Genomic DNA, 13,869 nt, shown 5'->3' on the forward strand with positions numbered 1-13,869 from the left:
CACGGCACCCGCCCTTTCCGTGTTCCGTGCGCCTAGCGGTAGTTCACGAACTGCAGCGCGAAGTCGAAGTCCTTGCCCTTCAGGAGGGCGATCACGGTCTGGAGGTCGTCGCGGCTCTTGGAGCTGACGCGCAGCTCGTCACCCTGGACCTGCGCCTTGACGCCCTTGGGGCCCTCATCACGGATGATCTTCGCCACCTTCTTGGCGTTCTCCTGGGAGATGCCCTCCTGGATCGAGGCGAAGAGCTTGTACTCCTTGCCGGAGAGCTGAGGCTCGCCCGCCTCCAGCGCCTTCAGCGAGATGCCCCGCTTGATGAGCTTGGACTCGAAGACGTCGAGGACGGCCTTCACCCGGTCCTCGGAGTTCGCCTCCATAAGGATCTTGTCTTCACCGGACCACTTGATCGAAGCCCCCACGCCCTTGAAGTCGTAGCGCTGTGAGATCTCCTTGGCGGTCTGGTTGAGGGCGTTGTCGACCTCCTGCCGCTCGACCTTCGAGACGATGTCGAAACTGGAGTCGGCCATGTCCTGTGGCTCCTTGGTATCGGGGTGTGTACGGGGTGGGTGCCGGCGCGCGGCGGCGACCGCCGGGCCCGGTGGAGCACCGGGCCGCATCCGCACCAGCCTAGCCACCCCGCGCCCCCAGATGCGGAGATCAACCGGGTGGCGAAGCACCCCCGTGCATCGGGTATTGTTTACGTCGTTGCCGGGGAACACCGCCGAAAGCGGGGTTCGAACGGCAGCGATACCCGGCGGTGTGCCCGAGCGGCCAAAGGGAGCAGACTGTAAATCTGCCGGCTCAGCCTTCCCAGGTTCGAATCCTGGCGCCGCCACACGGGAACGAGAGCCCCGTGATCTGCGATACGCAGATCACGGGGCTCTCGTCGTATGCGTACGCGGGTCAGGCCAGTGGGCCGGGGCGCAGGGCGAGCAGGGCGATGTCGTCGGTGGTGTCGCGGCCGAACCGGAGGACCAGCTCGTCGCAGAAGACGTCCAGCGGGGCCCGGGCCAGGGCGGCGGTGGACCGGCGGAGCGTGCCCATGGCCTCGTCCAGCGACTCGCCGCGGCGCTCGATGAGGCCGTCCGTGAAGAACAGCAGCGTGGAGTGGGGCGGCAGCAGCTCCCAGGCGGACCGGCGGGGCAGCTGCGGGTCCATCCCGATCAGCAGGCCCCGGCCCGCGTCCAGGTACCGCGTCCCGCCCTCCTCGGTGGTCAGCAGGGGCGGCAGGTGGCCGGCCGAGGAGTAGTGCAGGTACGTCGTGCGGGCGTCGCTCTTGACCAGGCCGTACACGCAGGTCGCGGTGAATTGCGGGTTCAGGGTCTGGCTCGCCAGGTCCAGGCGGCGCAGGACTTCCTCGGGCGGTTCCTGCCGGTCGACGGCGATACCGCGCAGCATGTTGCGCAGGGTGCTCATGGCGACCGCGGCCTGGAGGTCATGACCGGACACGTCCCCGATGACCAGCACGATGTCACCGCCCGGCAGCGTGAAGGCGTCGTACCAGTCGCCGCCGACCTCGGCGGTGGTGCTGGACGGCACATAGCGGGCGGCCAGCTCCAGCCGGTCGGCGCGGGGCAGTTCGGGCAGCAGCGCGCGCTGGAGGTGTTCGGCGTTGGAGCGGGCGTGCTGGTGCAGACGGGCGTTGTCCACCCCGAGCGCGACGGCGCGGACCAGCTCCGCGATCAACGGAACGTCCTCCTTGGCGAACGGGCGCCCGGCATCGGTACGGACCATGGTCAGGGCCCCGAACACCGCGCTCTCGGCCCGCAGCGGAGCGACGACCGCGCTGCTCGCGCCCAGTTGCCGCACGAGGTCCCATTGCCGGGCGTCCAAGGGGCTCTGCGGGTCATCGGGCGGGGCGATGTCGGTGACCAGCAGCGGGCCGGCGCCGCGGACCACCCTGAGCAGCGAGCTCTGCGTGCCCCTGGACGCCGGCGGGAGCGTGCCAAGGTGGGCCTCGGACACCGGCACATGGGGGTCGCGGTGCACGACACAGACCCGCTCCAGCCGCCCCTGCTCGTCGACCAGGTCCGCCACGCACCAGTCGGCCAGGTTCCGGGTCAGGACATGGCACACCCGTCGTAGCCGCTCCTCCGGATCGAGGGTGCTGGTCAGCGCCATGCCGGTGTCGGCGAACAGGGACAGCCACTCCGGCGCCGCCGTCTCGGTGCTCAGCGTCTTCGTCTTCTTGGTGGTGGTCGGCAGATGCACCGGGCCCGGCACCGGCCGGGTGGCGTGGCGGACGTCCCCGGGGGCGTCCGGCGGGGCGGGGGGAGCCGTCGTCGTGGTGAGCTGGGCGACGAACACGGTCCGCCCGTCGATCGCCTCCTGCGTCTGGATGGTGAGGCGGATCGGGACCACCCGGCCGTCCCGGTGCAGCGCGGGAACCGGGATCGGGCGGCCCAGGATGCGGGACTCGCCGGTGAGCAGCAGCGAGGTGAAGGCCGCCACATGGCGTCGGCGGAGGTGTTCGGGCATGAGCGCGGTCAGCGGCCGGCCGACGAGATCGTGCGCCGCCCAGCCCAGCAGGCTCGACGCGGCGTCGTTCACGGCGACGATCCGGTTGGTGTCGTCGGCCGCGACGGTCGGCACGAGGGCGGCCTCCACCTCGCTCGCGTCCCAGGGCGCCAGATCCGTCGGATTGGCGCCCGGGGCGCCGGTGACCTGCGTCCAGGAGGTGGGCTGTCCGCCGAGCAGCTGACCGGTGATCTGGTCGAGCAGCCAGTGCCGGAAGGCCCGGATGTGCGGCAGGGGCGGCAGGGCCAGCAGGCTCTCCTGCTGTGCCGCGGTGTCGGCGGCGTCGAGGACCCGGCGCAGCGTCGCGATGCGGGGCGCCGCGTCCGCCGCGAACGCCACTCGCAGGGAGAGCGTCGAACTGTCGGGGGTCTCCTGCTCCACCGCCGCCGTCATGGACGCGCAGATCATGCTGCTCGTGTCCTGGGCGACGGCGTGCTCCTCGGGGGACACCCCGGTCCAGGAGGGGCCTGAGCGGGCGAGGAGCAGTTCGCGCAGCATGCCCTCCCACTGCTGCTGGGCCGCCCAGTAGAGGGCGTACGGAACGTCGTTCAGCGTCACGGTGACGGTCCGGCCGGGCGGCGCCACGGTCTCCCACGCGGACTGCGGCGGCGCCGGCGCCTCGGGCCACACCTCGAACCAGACCGTCTTGCGGTCCTCCCCGCTGTGGACGCCATGGCTGGTGGCCAGCTCCTCGACCAGGCCCAGGCCCCTGCCGGTGCAGGCGTACAGATGGCGGACGTGCGGTACCAGCCCGTAGTCCGGGCGGTGATCGCTGACCCGCACATGGGCCTGGCCCTCGACGGTCCAGGCCTCGACCTCGATCCCGGTGCGCGCGTGGACGACCGCGTTGGTCACCAGCTCGCCGGTCAGCAGCTCGGCGGTGTCCACCACGTCCGGCACCAGACCGTCCAGCACCGACCGTACGAACCTCCGGGCCGCCACGACGTTCTCCGGCACCGGAGCCAGGCGCCGTGCCGACGCTCCCGGAGGAATCGGGCTGCCCATACCGGCTGGGTGCCCAGAACCCCGCACCTGAATTCCGCCCGCCCGGGAAAACCCGTCGCCCGCCGCGCCCGGCGCCGCGTACGTTCGCCCGCATGGCCGACGACTGCTTCACGCATCCCCGTCTCGCCGCGGTCTACGACCCGCTCCACTCCGACCGGGCGGACCTCGACGCGTATCTGGGCATGGCGGAGGAGTTCGGGGCGCGCCGCGTGCTGGACATCGGCTGCGGGACCGGGGTGTTCGCCCTCCTCCTGGCCGGCCGCGGGATCGAGGTCGTCGGCGCCGACCCCGCCCGGGCATCCCTGGACATCGCCCGCGCCGGACCGGGTGGTGAGCGCGTCCGCTGGATCCACGGCGACGCGACCGGCCTTCCACCGCTCCGGGCGGACCTGGCGACGATGACGGGGAACGTCGCCCAGGCCATCGTCGATCCGCACGCGTGGCGGGAGACGCTGCGGGGAGCCCGGGAAGCGCTGCGGCCCGGCGGACGGCTGGTCTTCGAGACCCGTGATCCGGCCCGGCGCGGCTGGGCGGAGTGGACCCGTGAGCAGTCGTACTCCGTGACGGAGGTCCCCGGCGCCGGAACGGTCGAGTACTGGGTCGAGCTGACCGAGGTGAGCGGCCCGCTGGTGACCTTCCGCCAGAGCTACGCCTTCGCGGCGGACGGACAGGTGCTCACCTCCGACTCCACGCTGCGCTTCCGGGAGCGCGCCGAGATCGAGCGGGACCTGCTCGCGCACGGCTACGTGGTGGAGGAGGTCCGTGACGCCCCCGACCGACCGGGACGGGAGTTCGTCTTCGTGGCCCGCCGGCCGTGAACTCCGGAACGCTCCCACGACCGCGGTCCCGGCCGGCCGGACGGGCGGCCCGGGTGCGGGACCGGGCGGTGCGGACGATGCTGGAGCCATGGCCGGGAAACGCCCCATCATCGTGCACCTGCCGTCCCCGACCGGCGGCCGCCGGGTGCGGGTCGACGGCGAGATCCTCGGACTCGCGCACAACGTGCGGGACCTCGTGGAGTTCCTGCGCCGGGCGGGGCTGGAGATCGAACCGGAGGAGGTCGCCGACTCCCCGCTGATCGACTGGCGCGGAGTGGGCCCCGACCGGTGGGAGGCGGAGACCCGGACCTGACCACTGCCATCACCCGCCCCCGTACGCGCATCTGACGGCCGGTCGATGTCCCGGCACGCCGGCGGGCACACTGGCGGTATGTCCTCCCGACGCAGAACCTGTCCCGTGTGCCACCGCGACATCGCCGTCGTGGCAGGCCGCTTCGCGCGCCACGACCCGCCCGGGACGCGGGCGAACGGCGACCTCGTCTCCTGCGCCGGATCCCGGCGGCACGCGCAACTCGGCGCCGCCCAGCCCTCCTTGGACGGCTACGTCCTGCCGGAGTTTCCCGGTCAGCTGCCCCTGTTCTGAGTCCGCTCAGTTCCCGGCCACCGACTTGACCGCGACCGACACCGGCGTGGAACCGCTGATCAGCTCCAGCGTGAGACCGGCCGTCGCGGGCGTGTCCACCAGTTCCGCGAGGACGGCAGCGACATCGTCCCGGGGGATGGAGCCGCGCCCGGTGTGCGCCTCCATGCGGACCAGCCCGGTGCCCGGCTCGTCCGTCAGCGCGCCGGGGCGCAGGATCGTCCAGTCCAGCGCCTCCTGCTGGGTGACGTACGCGTCGGCCTCGCCCTTGGCGCGCAGATACGCGTCGAAGACCTCGTCCCCCTGGTGCGCGGGATCCGCGCCCATCGCGGACACCACCAGGAAGCGCCGCACGCGCGCGCGTACGGCCGCGTCCGCGAACAGCACCGCCGCGCCCCTGTCCACCGTGTCCTTGCGGGCCGCGCCGCTGCCCGGGCCCGCGCCCGCCGCGAAGACCGCCGCGTCCGCGCCCTGCAGATGCGCCGCGACCTCTTCCACCAGGGCCGACTCCAGGTCGAGCAGGACCGGTTCGGCGCCGGCCGCCCGCAGGTCGTCGCCCTGTTCCAGGCTGCGGATGATCCCCGCGACCTCGTCACCGCGCGCGGAGAGCAGGCGCTCCAGCCGCAACGCGATCTGACCATGACCACCAGCGATGACAATGCGCATGATTCCGACCGTACGCCCGAAGGGCCGCACCCGCCGCACGAGTCGGCCGGCGTGACACCGGCGCGGCCACGCGCGCGTGCACCCCCGCCGGGCCCGCCCGGCGCCCCCTCAGGACAGCTCTCCGCGGCCCTGCCGGGGCAGCCCCGGCTCCCCCGTGCCCGTCGCGTGGCAGTACTCGCGTACCGCGCTCGTACGGGCCACCACGCGGCCCCGGTGCACCACGATCCTGCTGTAGGCCAGGGAGAGCGCCCCGGCCAGCCGGTCGCCGCGTACGGCCAGCAACTCGGCCGGGAAGCCCGCCTCCACCCGCACCTCCGGCAGGCCCAGCGCCGCACGGGCCGAGACGGACACCGCGTCGTAGGCGTCCTCGGGACGCAGTCCGTGGACGGACGCGAGGAGGTACGCCGCCTCCAACGGGTCGCCGCGGCCCACGGGGTTGGAGACATCGCGCAGCGCCCCGCCGCCGGCCGTCACCCGTACCCCGGCCGCGCGCAGCAGCCGTACCGGTGCCGTGCCGCGCCGGGACGCGCCGCCGCAGCCGCCCTGGGGCAGGCAGACCACCGTCACGCCGGCCGCCGCGAGTTGGTCGGCGGCCCGCGAGGCGAGCTGGGCGGGCAGGCGCGCGAGACCGGCGCACGGTCCGATCGTCACGCCGGGGCGCAGGCCCCCGGCCATGGCCGCGAGCCGGGCCAGCCGGGCCGGGTCGGCGGCGTCGGTGTGCAGGTCCACCGGGCAGCCGTGTTCGGAGGCCACCTCCAGGACCGCCTCCACGTAGCCGGCGGGATCCGGGTCGAGGTCCGGGCAGCCGCCCACCACCGAGGCGCCCATCCTCACCGCGTCCCGCAGCATCGCCAGCCCGTCGGCCCCAGCCACCCCGGTCAGCAGCCGGGGCATCGCCACCGTGGTCAGTTCCGCCAGCCCCCGCAGCGACCGCCGGGCCCGCAGCACCGCGCCGAGCGCGCCGAGCCCCCGGACGTCGCCCACGCGCACGTGCGCGCGCACCGCCGTCGCGCCGAGCCCGAGGTGCAGCAGCGCCGCCTGGGTCGCCCGGCGCTGGACGTCCTCGGGGGCGTACGACACCGGCCCCGGGTGCTCGGCGGACAGCGCGGTGTCCCCGTGCGCGTGGGGTTCGACCGGGGCCGGCAGCAGCAGATAGCCGCTCAGGTCCACGCGGGTGGGGCCCGTGCGGGCCGGGCCGGGCGCGAGGCTGCCGGCCGTGCCCACCGCCTCGATGCGCCCGCCGCCGAGCCGTACGTCCACGGTCCGGCCGTCGGTCAGCCGCGCCCCGCACAGCAGCAGGGCGGCCGGGCCGGACGGTCCCGGGGGCCCCGGCGGGCGCGGCGGGTTCGACGGCGGTTGCGGCTGCGGCTGGCTGTCGGGCATCGCGCTCCAGGGTCGGGCGGGAGGGGCTCGGGTGGGCCGGCGTGAGGCAGGGGCGCGTGGGTCGCCCCAAGATCACGCAGGGCGAGTCGAGCCTAGGGTCGTGAGCCGCGCGGATCCCGCAGGAGCGCAATAGTCGTACCGGCGTGGTCCGCCCTCTCCCGGCACCTCGCGGAGGGCTCCCGGTGGGGCGGCGGGATACGGATTTGGGTGAACGGCGGCGGACCGTGTAATGTCTTCATCGCTCGCCCCAATAGCTCAGTCGGCAGAGCGTCTCCATGGTAAGGAGAAGGTCAACGGTTCGATTCCGTTTTGGGGCTCTGGTGTGAGAGGTTCCCGTCGCGAGACGGGAGCTGATCTCATCAAAGCGGTGTAGCTCAGTCGGTAGAGCAAGCGGCTCATAATCGCTGTGTCACCGGTTCAAGTCCGGTCACCGCTACTGACAGTAGCCGATTGCGGGGTCGGTCCTTCGATCGGCTACTCTTTCTTGCGTTGAACCAGTCCATCCGTTCGTCTTAGGAGCACTCACGTGGCTGCCACCGACGTCCGCCCGAAGATCACGCTGGCCTGCGTGGAGTGCAAGGAGCGGAACTACATCACCAAGAAGAACCGGCGTAACAACCCGGACCGTCTTGAGATGAAGAAGCACTGCCCGCGTTGCAACGCGCACACCGCGCACCGCGAAACGCGATAAATCAGGCTCGTCCGTGAGGCCGTCCCCTTCCGAGGGGGCGGCCTCACGGCGTTTCCGCGGTCCGTCCCGTATCGAGGCCGCCACCGGCCCCCCGCGCATTCCGTGACCGGTTTCCGGCTAATTTGGGGCCATCACAGCAGAGATCAGGAGGTGCCGGGCCATGGCGCTCGACCAGTCCTTCGTGGGACGGACCTACCCGCCCACCGCGCCCTATGAGGTGGGCCGGGAGAAGATCCGCGAGTTCGCCGAGGCGGTGGGCGAGACCAACCCGGTGTACACCGATCCCGAGGCCGCCAAGGAATTCGGCTACCCCGATGTGATCGCCCCGCCGACCTTCGTGTTCTCCATCACTTTCCGGGCCGCCGGACAGGTCGTCCAGGACCCGCAGCTCGGCCTGGACTACAGCCGCGTGGTGCACGGCGACCAGAAGTTCGCCTACGCCCGCCCGGTGCGCGCCGGCGACCGGCTCACGGTCACCTCCACCATCGAGGCGATCAAGTCCCTCGCGGGCAACGACATCCTGGACATCCGCGGTGAGGTCCACGACGAGTCCGGCGAGCTCGTCGTGACCGCCTGGACCAAGCTCGTGGCCCGCGCGGCCGAGGAGGCGTGAGGATCCGATGACGGCGAAGATCGCGTACGACGAGGTCGAGGTCGGCACCGAGCTGCCGGCGCGGAGCTTCCCGGTGACGCGCGCCACGCTGGTGCGCTACGCCGGTGCCTCCGGGGACTTCAACCCGATCCACTGGAACGAGAAGTTCGCCAAGGAGGTGGGCCTGCCGGACGTCATCGCGCACGGCATGTTCACCATGGCCGAGGCGATCCGCGTGGTCACGGACTGGACCGGGGACCCGGGCGCGGTCGTGGAGTACGGCGTCCGCTTCACCCGGCCCGTCGTCGTCCCGAACGACGACCAGGGCGCCCTGATCGAGGTCAGCGGCAAGGTCGCGGCCAAGCTGGACGACCACACCGTCCGCGTGGACCTGACGGCGACGAGCGCCGGCCAGAAGGTGCTGGGCATGTCCCGGGCGGTCGTCCGCCTGGCCTGACCGAGCCGGAGCCGATGTAAGGGGCGCCCTCCCTTGAGGACGCCCCTTACGCGTTGCCTGTTCTGCCGGTGCCCGGCGTTCCCGCAGGCGGGTGCTCCCCGCCTGCCCGGCCCCCTCGGTGACGTCTCGTACGCTTGGCCCCGTGCAGGTACTCCACGACGCCCCCCTTGCCCCGCTGACCACCTTCCGGCTGGGCGGCCCCGCGACCCGGCTGGTCACGGCCGGCACCGACGCCGAGGTGATCGCCGCCGTACGCGAGGCCGACGACAGCGGAACGCCGCTGCTGGTCATCGGCGGCGGCTCGAACCTCGTCATCGGCGACAAGGGATTCGACGGCACCGCGCTGCGCATCGCCACGCGCGGGTTCGAACTGCGCGGCAACACGCTGGAGCTGGCGGCCGGCGAGGTGTGGAGCGACGCCGTCGCCCGCACCGTGGAGGCCGGGCTCGCCGGGATCGAGTGCCTGGCCGGCATCCCCGGCTCCGCGGGCGCCACGCCGATCCAGAACGTGGGCGCCTACGGCCAGGAGGTCTCCTCGACGATCACGGAGGTGATCGCGTACGACCGCCGGGCCGGCCGGACCGTCACCCTGACGAACGAGGAGTGCGCCTTCTCGTACCGCCACAGCCGCTTCAAGGCCGACCCGGACCGCTATGTCGTGCTCCGGGTCCGTTTCGAACTGGAGGACGCGGACGGGCTGTCCGCGCCGCTGAAGTACGCCGAGACCGCCCGCGCGCTCGGCGTGGCGACCGGCGACCGGGTGCCGCTCGCCGACGCCCGCGAGACCGTGCTGAGGCTGCGCGCCGGGAAGGGCATGGTGCTGGACCCCGAGGACCACGACACCTGGTCCGCCGGTTCCTTCTTCACCAACCCGATCCTCACCGACGAACAGTTCGCCGCCTTCCACGCGCGCGTGCGCGAGCGGCTGGGCGAGGGCGCCGAACCGCCCGCCTACCCGGCGGGGGAGGGCCGTACGAAGACGTCCGCGGCCTGGCTGATCGACAAGGCGGGCTTCACCAAGGGCTACGGCACCGGCCCCGCCCGCATCTCCACCAAGCACACCCTCGCCCTGACCAACCGGGGCGAGGCCACCACGGAGGACCTGCTCGCCCTGGCCCGCGAGGTGGTCGACGGGGTCCGCGCGGCCTTCGGCGTCACGCTCGTCAACGAGCCGGTGACCGTCGGCGTCAGCCTGTAGGGACGGGTCCCGCGAGAGCCGCCGTACCGGCTCAGTAGGCCACTCCCACGCCCTGCCGCACGGTCTCCCTGGCGTCGATCATCGACAGCATCGCGTGCGCGACGTCCGCGCGCGCGAGGAAGCGGCCCCTGGCCGGGGTGCCGCCGACGACCGTGCGGTAGCGGCCGGTGAGCGGCTTGTCCTGGAGGCGCGGGGGCCGTACGCACGTCCAGTCGGTGTCGCTGCGGGCCAGACCGGCCTCCATCTCGCGCAGATCGGCGTAGACGTCCTTCAGGACCGCCGACACGATGCCCCGCACCGCGCGGTCCAGGGGGCCGTCGCCCTCGGGGGCCGGGCCGACCGGGCTGGCGCTGACCACCAGCAGCCGGCGCACCCCCTCCGCCTCCATGGCGCCGGTGATCGCACGGGTCAGCCGGGCGGTCACCCCGTCGGCCTTGCGGCCGCGCGGCCCCAGGCCGGACAGGACGGCGTAGCGGCCCCGGACGGCGGCGCGCAGCTCCTCCGGGTCCTCCAGGCCGCTGCGGACGACCTCCAGGCGGTCCCCGGACACCGGGAGCCGGGCGGGGTCCCGCACGACCGCCGTGACGTCGTGACCGGCGTCCAGGGCCTGGCGGACCAGTTCACGGCCGGTCCCTCCGGTGGCGCCGAAAACAGTGAGCTTCATGGTGGTCTTCCCCGATTCCCCTGCGCATCCGAGTGAGTGAGTGCTCACTCACCTACGTGCCTCCTAGAGTGAGTAATCACTTACTGATGCGTCAAGGCCGATTAGGAGTTCCATGGAGCCCGTGGAGACGAAGCCCGCGCGCGTGCGCATCCTGGAGGCCGCCCACGAGCTGATGCTCACCGTCGGACTCGCCCGCGCCACCACCAAGGAGATCGCCCGCGCGGCCGGCTGCTCCGAAGCGGCCCTCTACAAGTACTTCGACAGCAAGGAAGAGCTGTTCGTGCGGGTCCTCACCGAGCGGCTGCCCCGGCTCACCCCGCTGCTCGACAGCCTCTCCGCCGCACCGGGACGGGCCACCCTGGAGGAGAACCTCACCGAGATCGCCCGCCAGGCCGCGCTCTTCTACGAGCAGAGCTTCCCGATCGCCGCCTCCCTGTACGCCGAGACGCAGCTCAAACGGCGCCACGACGACACCCTGCGCGCCCTCGGCTCCGGCCCGCACATGCCCATCCAGGGCGTGGACGCCTACCTCCGCGCCGAACAGGCGGCCGGCCGGGTCCGCGCCGACGCCGACACCTACGCCGCCGCCTCACTCCTCATGGGCGCCTGCGCCCAGCGGGCCTTCGCCTACGACGCCACCGAGACCGGGCGGCGGCCCCCGGTGGACGAGTTCGCCGCCCGCCTCGCCCGGACCCTCCTCGGCGGCATCCAGTCCCCGCACCAGCCCGCCGGATGACCCCGGGGCCCCGCCGGGCGGTCTAGCCGGCCGGACGGGCCAGCCAGTCGTCCACGCCCGCCAGCAGCCGCGCCTTGACCTCCTCGGGCGCGGCCGAGCCCCGCACCGACTGCCGGGCCAGTTCCGCGAGCTCCGCGTCCGAGAAGCCGTGGGCGTGCCGGGCGATCTCGTACTGCGCGGCCAGCCGCGAGCCGAACAGCAGCGGGTCGTCCGCGCCCAGCGCCATCGGCACGCCCGCCTCGAACAGGGTGCGCAGCGGGACGTCCTGCGGCTTCTCGTACACGCCGAGCGCCACGTTCGAGGCCGGGCACACCTCGCAGGTCACGCCCCGGTCGGCCAGCCGCTTCAGCAGCCGCGGGTCCTCCGCGGCCCGCACCCCGTGCCCGATCCGGGAGGCGTGCAGGTCGTCCAGGCAGTCCCGGACCGACGCCGGGCCGGCCAGCTCGCCGCCGTGCGGGGCCGACAGCAGACCCGCCTCGCGGGCGATGTGGAAGGCCCGGTCGAAGTCCCGCGCCAGGCCCCGCCGCTCGTCGTTGGAGAGCCCGAAGCCGACCACGCCCCGGTCCGCGTAGCGCACCGCCAGCCGGGCCAGCGTGCGCGCGTCCAGCGGGTGCTTCATGCGGTTCGCCGCGACCAGGACGCGCATGCCGAGGCCGGTGTCCCGGGAGGCCGTGTCGACCGCGTCCAGGATGACCTCCAGCGCCGGGATCAGACCGCCAAGCCGGGGCGCGTACGACGTCGGGTCCACCTGGATCTCCAGCCAGCCCGAGCCGTCCTTCAGGTCCTCCTGCGCGGCTTCCCGGACCAGGCGCTGGATGTCCTCCGGGGTGCGCAGGCAGGAGCGGGCCGCGTCGTACAGCCGCTGGAAACGGAACCAGCCCCGCTCGTCCGTGGCGCGCAGCCGGGGCGGGTCCCCGCTGACGAGGGAGTCCCGCAGCGTGTCGGGCAGCCGTACGCCGTACTTGTCGGCCAGCTCCAGCACGGTCCCTGGTCGCATCGACCCGGTGAAGTGCAGGTGCAGATGGGCTTTCGGCAGCTCAGAGAGATCACGTACACGCTCCATTCCCAGATCCTGCCGTACGTCACCGCCTTCCCGGTAGCCGTTTCACCGTAGGTGGGCTTGCCCGTACACACGAACGGGCCGTCTCCCCGGGGGGAGACGGCCCGCACGCGCGCGTGGCGGCCGGGAACTAGTCCCGAGCCTCCGCCAGCAGCTTCTGGATGCGGCTCACGCCCTCGACGAGGTCCTCGTCGCCGAGCGCGTACGACAGCCGCAGGTAGCCCGGCGTGCCGAACGCCTCGCCCGGGACGACCGCGACCTCGGCCTCCTCCAGGATCAGCGCGGCCAGCTCGACGGTGTCCTGTGGGCGCTTGCCGCGGATCTCCTTGCCGAGCAGCGCCTTGACCGAGGGGTAGGCGTAGAACGCGCCCTCGGGCTCCGGGCAGACCACGCCGTCGATCTCGTTGAGCATCCGCACGATGGTCTTACGGCGCCGGTCGAACGCCTCGCGCATCTTCGCCACGGCCTCCAGGTCACCCGAGACGGCGGCCAGGGCGGCCGCCTGGGCCACGTTGGAGACGTTGGAGGTGGCGTGCGACTGGAGGTTCGTCGCGGCCTTGACGACGTCCTTCGGGCCGATGACCCAGCCCACGCGCCAGCCGGTCATGGCGTACGTCTTCGCCACGCCGTTGACCACGACGCACTTGTCGCGCAGCTCGGGCAGCAGCGCCGGCAGGGACACCGCGGCGGCGTCGCCGTAGACCAGGTGCTCGTAGATCTCGTCGGTGAGCACCCACAGGCCGTGCTCGAGGGCCCAGCGGCCGATCGCCTCGGTCTCGGCCTCGGAGTACACCGCACCGGTCGGGTTGGACGGGGAGACGAAGAGGACGACCTTCGTCCGCTCCGTGCGCGCCGCCTCCAGCTGCTCCACCGAGACCCGGTAGCCGGTGGTCTCGTCCGCGACGACCTCCACCGGGACACCGCCGGCCAGACGGATGGACTCCGGGTACGTCGTCCAGTACGGCGCCGGGACGATGACCTCGTCGCCCGGGTCGAGGATCGCGGCGAAGGCCTCGTAGATGGCCTGCTTGCCGCCGTTGGTGACCAGGATCTGGGAGACGTCGGGCTCCCAGCCGGAGTCGCGCAGCGTCTTGGCGGCCAGCGCGGCCTTCAGCTCGGGCAGGCCGCCGGCCGGGGTGTAGCGGTGGAACTTGGGGTTCTTGCAGGCCTCGACGGCCGCCTCGACGATGTAGTCCGGGGTCGGGAAGTCGGGCTCACCGGCGCCGAAGCCGATCACCGGACGCCCGGCGGCCTTCAGGGCCTTGGCCTTGGCGTCCACGGCGAGGGTGGCGGACTCGGAGATCGCGCCGACTCGGGCGGAGACCCGGCGCTCGGTGGGAGGGATTGCAGCGCTCATGCGGCCCATCGTTCCAGACCGGAAATGTCCCCGGCACACGGGTTTCACAGACTGGGCAGCCGGTGGCCGAGGGGTGAACAGGGGTCCGAATCCGGCCCCCGGCCAGGACGATCTTCCCTTCGGGGAT

At 72.8% G+C, this 13,869-nt stretch carries 15 protein-coding genes and 3 tRNA genes; 11 read left to right on the forward strand and 7 right to left on the reverse strand.

The features are described from left to right. Positions 1-32: 32 nt before the first annotated feature. A complete protein-coding gene (locus tag IE251_RS00095) occupies positions 33-524 on the reverse strand; it encodes a YajQ family cyclic di-GMP-binding protein (RefSeq protein ID WP_189750878.1) in 492 nt (163 codons plus the stop codon). 226 nt (positions 525-750) lie between these two features. On the opposite strand from IE251_RS00095, the gene IE251_RS00100 reads away from it, so the two are divergent. Then, positions 751-832 (forward strand) — tRNA-Tyr (locus IE251_RS00100). A 68-nt stretch (positions 833-900) separates the two neighbouring features. Here IE251_RS00100 and IE251_RS00105 read toward each other — a convergent pair. Continuing rightward, the gene (locus tag IE251_RS00105; RefSeq protein ID WP_189750879.1) at positions 901-3,519 is read right to left on the reverse strand and encodes a SpoIIE family protein phosphatase; all 2,619 of its coding nucleotides are present in this window, start codon (positions 3,517-3,519) and stop codon (positions 901-903) included. 92 nt (positions 3,520-3,611) lie between these two features. Between IE251_RS00105 and IE251_RS00110 the strand changes: the two genes are divergently transcribed. The 3 genes from IE251_RS00110 (at position 3,612) to IE251_RS00120 (ending at position 4,941) form a co-directional block, all read left to right on the forward strand. Then, positions 3,612-4,337 carry a class I SAM-dependent methyltransferase gene (locus IE251_RS00110; protein WP_189750880.1) on the forward strand — a complete coding sequence of 242 codons (726 nt, stop codon included), beginning with the start codon at positions 3,612-3,614 and terminating at the stop codon, positions 4,335-4,337. An 88-nt stretch (positions 4,338-4,425) separates the two neighbouring features. Further along, positions 4,426-4,650 (forward strand): hypothetical protein, encoded by a 225-nt coding sequence (locus IE251_RS00115; RefSeq protein WP_030641125.1) that lies wholly within the window; start codon positions 4,426-4,428, stop codon positions 4,648-4,650. Between the two features lie 78 nt (positions 4,651-4,728). Next, positions 4,729-4,941 carry a hypothetical protein gene (locus IE251_RS00120; protein WP_189750881.1) on the forward strand — a complete coding sequence of 71 codons (213 nt, stop codon included), beginning with the start codon at positions 4,729-4,731 and terminating at the stop codon, positions 4,939-4,941. 6 nt (positions 4,942-4,947) lie between these two features. On the opposite strand, the gene IE251_RS00125 is transcribed toward IE251_RS00120, so the two are convergent. After that, positions 4,948-5,604: an SDR family oxidoreductase gene (locus IE251_RS00125; protein WP_189750882.1), complete on the reverse strand. Its 657-nt coding sequence runs from the start codon at positions 5,602-5,604 to the stop codon at positions 4,948-4,950. A 108-nt stretch (positions 5,605-5,712) separates the two neighbouring features. After that, the gene (locus tag IE251_RS00130; protein WP_189750883.1) at positions 5,713-6,987 is read right to left on the reverse strand and encodes an amidohydrolase family protein; all 1,275 of its coding nucleotides are present in this window, start codon (positions 6,985-6,987) and stop codon (positions 5,713-5,715) included. 244 nt (positions 6,988-7,231) lie between these two features. Between IE251_RS00130 and IE251_RS00135 the strand changes: the two genes are divergently transcribed. The 6 genes from IE251_RS00135 (at position 7,232) to IE251_RS00160 (ending at position 9,925) form a co-directional block, all read left to right on the forward strand. Then, positions 7,232-7,304 (forward strand) — tRNA-Thr (locus IE251_RS00135). 46 nt (positions 7,305-7,350) lie between these two features. After that, a tRNA-Met gene (locus IE251_RS00140) sits at positions 7,351-7,423 on the forward strand. 90 nt (positions 7,424-7,513) lie between these two features. Further along, a complete protein-coding gene (gene rpmG, locus IE251_RS00145; protein WP_003948671.1) occupies positions 7,514-7,678 on the forward strand; it encodes a 50S ribosomal protein L33 in 165 nt (54 codons plus the stop codon). Positions 7,679-7,838: 160 nt separating this feature from the next. Next, on the forward strand, positions 7,839-8,291 hold the full coding sequence (locus tag IE251_RS00150; RefSeq protein WP_030601369.1) for a MaoC family dehydratase N-terminal domain-containing protein: 453 nt from the start codon (positions 7,839-7,841) through the stop codon (positions 8,289-8,291). Positions 8,292-8,298: 7 nt separating this feature from the next. Further along, entirely contained in the window at positions 8,299-8,727 is a 429-nt protein-coding gene (locus IE251_RS00155) for a MaoC family dehydratase (RefSeq protein ID WP_030778424.1), read from the forward strand. A 142-nt stretch (positions 8,728-8,869) separates the two neighbouring features. Then, entirely contained in the window at positions 8,870-9,925 is a 1,056-nt protein-coding gene (locus tag IE251_RS00160; RefSeq protein ID WP_189750884.1) for a UDP-N-acetylmuramate dehydrogenase, read from the forward strand. Positions 9,926-9,956: 31 nt separating this feature from the next. On the opposite strand, the gene IE251_RS00165 is transcribed toward IE251_RS00160, so the two are convergent. Then, complete coding sequence (locus IE251_RS00165) at positions 9,957-10,589, reverse strand: NAD(P)-dependent oxidoreductase (RefSeq protein WP_189750885.1); 633 nt, start codon at positions 10,587-10,589, stop codon at positions 9,957-9,959. A 112-nt stretch (positions 10,590-10,701) separates the two neighbouring features. Here IE251_RS00165 and IE251_RS00170 point away from each other — a divergent pair, with 112 nt between their 5' ends. Beyond that, positions 10,702-11,325, forward strand: a complete 624-nt coding sequence (locus tag IE251_RS00170; RefSeq protein WP_189750886.1) for a TetR/AcrR family transcriptional regulator — start codon at positions 10,702-10,704, stop codon at positions 11,323-11,325. A 22-nt stretch (positions 11,326-11,347) separates the two neighbouring features. Here the strand turns inward: IE251_RS00170 and IE251_RS00175 are convergent, their stop codons facing one another. Continuing rightward, entirely contained in the window at positions 11,348-12,388 is a 1,041-nt protein-coding gene (locus tag IE251_RS00175) for an adenosine deaminase (protein ID WP_189750887.1), read from the reverse strand. A gap of 127 nt (positions 12,389-12,515) precedes the next feature. Beyond that, complete coding sequence (locus IE251_RS00180; RefSeq protein WP_189750888.1) at positions 12,516-13,742, reverse strand: pyridoxal phosphate-dependent aminotransferase; 1,227 nt, start codon at positions 13,740-13,742, stop codon at positions 12,516-12,518. Positions 13,743-13,869: the final 127 nt, after the last annotated feature.

This window comes from Streptomyces eurythermus (assembly GCF_014649115.1).
Taxonomy (GTDB): Bacteria; Actinomycetota; Actinomycetes; order Streptomycetales; family Streptomycetaceae; genus Streptomyces; species Streptomyces eurythermus.

Excerpts from the sequence above, each read along its gene's own strand:
- IE251_RS00095 (WP_189750878.1), bottom strand. The coding sequence starts at position 524 with ATGGCCGACTCCAGTTTCGACATCGTCTCGAAGGTCGAGCGGCAGGAG.
- IE251_RS00110 (WP_189750880.1), top strand. The coding sequence starts at position 3,612 with ATGGCCGACGACTGCTTCACGCATCCCCGTCTCGCCGCGGTCTACGAC.
- IE251_RS00165 (WP_189750885.1), bottom strand. The coding sequence starts at position 10,589 with ATGAAGCTCACTGTTTTCGGCGCCACCGGAGGGACCGGCCGTGAACTG.
- IE251_RS00180 (WP_189750888.1), bottom strand. The coding sequence starts at position 13,742 with ATGAGCGCTGCAATCCCTCCCACCGAGCGCCGGGTCTCCGCCCGAGTC.
- IE251_RS00105 (WP_189750879.1), bottom strand. The coding sequence starts at position 3,519 with ATGGGCAGCCCGATTCCTCCGGGAGCGTCGGCACGGCGCCTGGCTCCG.
- IE251_RS00120 (WP_189750881.1), top strand. The coding sequence starts at position 4,729 with ATGTCCTCCCGACGCAGAACCTGTCCCGTGTGCCACCGCGACATCGCC.
- IE251_RS00155 (WP_030778424.1), top strand. The coding sequence starts at position 8,299 with ATGACGGCGAAGATCGCGTACGACGAGGTCGAGGTCGGCACCGAGCTG.
- IE251_RS00170 (WP_189750886.1), top strand. The coding sequence starts at position 10,702 with ATGGAGCCCGTGGAGACGAAGCCCGCGCGCGTGCGCATCCTGGAGGCC.
- IE251_RS00130 (WP_189750883.1), bottom strand. The coding sequence starts at position 6,987 with ATGCCCGACAGCCAGCCGCAGCCGCAACCGCCGTCGAACCCGCCGCGC.
- IE251_RS00115 (WP_030641125.1), top strand. The coding sequence starts at position 4,426 with ATGGCCGGGAAACGCCCCATCATCGTGCACCTGCCGTCCCCGACCGGC.
- IE251_RS00175 (WP_189750887.1), bottom strand. The coding sequence starts at position 12,388 with ATGGAGCGTGTACGTGATCTCTCTGAGCTGCCGAAAGCCCATCTGCAC.
- IE251_RS00125 (WP_189750882.1), bottom strand. The coding sequence starts at position 5,604 with ATGCGCATTGTCATCGCTGGTGGTCATGGTCAGATCGCGTTGCGGCTG.
- IE251_RS00150 (WP_030601369.1), top strand. The coding sequence starts at position 7,839 with ATGGCGCTCGACCAGTCCTTCGTGGGACGGACCTACCCGCCCACCGCG.